Here is a 2,038-nt window from a genome sequence, read left to right on the forward strand (position 1 = left end):
CCGGGCCGGCCCGCGATCGCGGTGCCGCGCTCGCAGACCACCTCGCACCGGACCTCGTAGCCGACGTGGGAGTTGATGAAGACCTCATTGGTCACCACACCCCCGCCGACCATGGTCAGCACGGCGATCTGCGGGTCGATCAGCCCGGGCGGCGCATACGCGCGGGCATGCGGCGCGATCACGTGGATCGTCGCGACTTCCTCGCCGAAGAGGAAGCGCGCGACGTCGATCTCGTGAACGAGCGCATCCGAGACGAGTCGCTCGCTGGCGAAGTTTGCCGTGGGGACGCCCTTGTTCCGGTGGACGTTGTGCATCAGCAACAGCCGCTCGATGCGGCCGTCGGCGACGAGCTGTCGCAGCTGGACGTATTCGGGATCGAAGCGCCGCATGAAGCCGACCGTGATCACGTGCCGACCCAGGGTGCGCTCGGCCTCGACCAGCGCGAGCGCGCTGGCCGGCTCGGCGGTCATCGGCTTTCGCACAGCGTGGGCTTACCCACGTCCAGGCAGGCCCGGATCTGTTCCTTGTGGGCGATCGCGGGCGAAGCAATGATCACGGCATCGACCTCCGGGTCGCCGATCAACTCCAGCGGATCGCCGATCGGTCGCACGCCCGGATAGCGCGAGGCACACGCCGCGGCCCGGTCGGGAGCGGGATCGGATACCGCCACCAGCTCGGCACCGACGGTGCGGCCGGCGACGCGCTCGACGTGAACGGCGCCCATCATCCCCACACCGATGATCCCGACCCGGAGCGCTCGCGTCGCGGCCGCCACGTTGGCCGATACCGCGCGTACCGCGCATTGCGTGACCATGCACCTGGTGCCGGCTTCTTTCGACAGGCTGGATTGCCGAGCCCCCGGTGATCTCGACGTGCCGGATTTGTGCTCTCGACGGGTGCCCAGCCCGCGGCGAGCGGGCACCGGTCCGCGGCCAAGCTGCATACCATCGGTGCATGGCAAGCACGAAGACCCCACTCGATCGCGTCGTGATCCGATTCGCGGGCGACTCCGGCGACGGTATGCAGTTGACCGGCGACCGCTTCACCGCCGAGACCGCGGCGCTGGGGAACGACCTGTCCACGCTGCCGAACTTCCCCGCCGAGATCCGCGCTCCGCAGGGCACGCTCCCAGGCGTCTCGAGCTTCCAAGTGCACTTTGCCGACCATGACGTGCTCACCCCCGGCGATGCGCCCGATGTCCTTGTCGCGATGAACCCCGCCGCGCTCAAGGCCAATCTGCGCGATCTGCCGCGCGGCGCAACCATCATCGCCGACGCCGACGAGTTCTCCACGCGCAATCTGGCCAAGGTCGGCTATGCCACCAACCCCTTGGAGGACGGCTCGCTGGAGTCCTGGCACCTGCACAAGGTCCCGCTGACCAGCATCACCGTCGAGGCCCTCACCAGCTTCAGCGCCCTGACCCGCAAGGAGAAGGAGCGCGCGAAGAATATGTTCGCGCTCGGCCTGCTCTCCTGGATGTACTCGCGCCCCACATCCGGCACCCGCGCCTTCTTGACCAGCAAGTTCGGAGCCAAGCCCGACCTGCTCGCGGCCAATCTCGCCGCCCTCGACGCCGGCTGGAATTACGGTGAGACCACCGAGGATTTCATCTCCTCTTATGAAGTCGCACCGGCCCCGATGGCCGCCGGCACCTACCGCAATGTCACCGGAAACACCGCGCTCGCCTACGGCCTGGTCGCCGCCGCCCATCGCGCCGGCCTGCAGATCGTCCTCGGGTCCTACCCGATCACCCCGGCCTCGGACATCTTGCACACCCTCGCCGGGCTCAAGCGCTATGGCGTGCTCACCCTCCAGGCCGAGGACGAGATCGCCGGCATCGGCATCGCCCTCGGTGCGAGTTTCGGGGGCAAGCTCGGCGTCACTTCCACCTCGGGACCGGGTCTGGCCTTGAAGTCCGAGACGATCGGTCTTGCGGTCTCGCTCGAACTGCCGCTCGTCGTCATCGACGTCCAGCGCGGCGGACCGTCGACCGGCCTGCCCACCAAGACCGAGCAGGCCGACCTGCTGCAGGCGATGT

3 protein-coding genes are annotated in these 2,038 nt (G+C 68.4%); 1 reads left to right on the plus strand and 2 read right to left on the minus strand.

Features of this window, described 5'->3' with window-relative positions:
- The coding region (locus PKH97_RS13270) for a Gfo/Idh/MocA family oxidoreductase (RefSeq protein WP_324387987.1) at positions 1 to 470 on the minus strand (470 nt) is incomplete at its 3' end.
- Positions 467 to 775, minus strand: a complete 309-nt coding sequence (locus PKH97_RS13275; RefSeq protein WP_324387988.1) for a Gfo/Idh/MocA family oxidoreductase — start codon at positions 773 to 775, stop codon at positions 467 to 469. The genes PKH97_RS13275 and PKH97_RS13270, both read right to left, overlap by 4 nt.
- Before the next feature lie 179 nt (positions 776 to 954).
- Between PKH97_RS13275 and PKH97_RS13280 the strand changes: the two genes are divergently transcribed.
- The coding region (locus PKH97_RS13280) for a 2-oxoacid:acceptor oxidoreductase family protein (RefSeq protein ID WP_324387990.1) at positions 955 to 2,038 on the plus strand (1,084 nt) is incomplete at its 3' end.

The organism is Nostocoides sp., assembly GCF_035343835.1.
Classification (GTDB): Bacteria; Actinomycetota; Actinomycetes; order Actinomycetales; family Dermatophilaceae; genus Nostocoides_A; species Nostocoides_A vanveenii.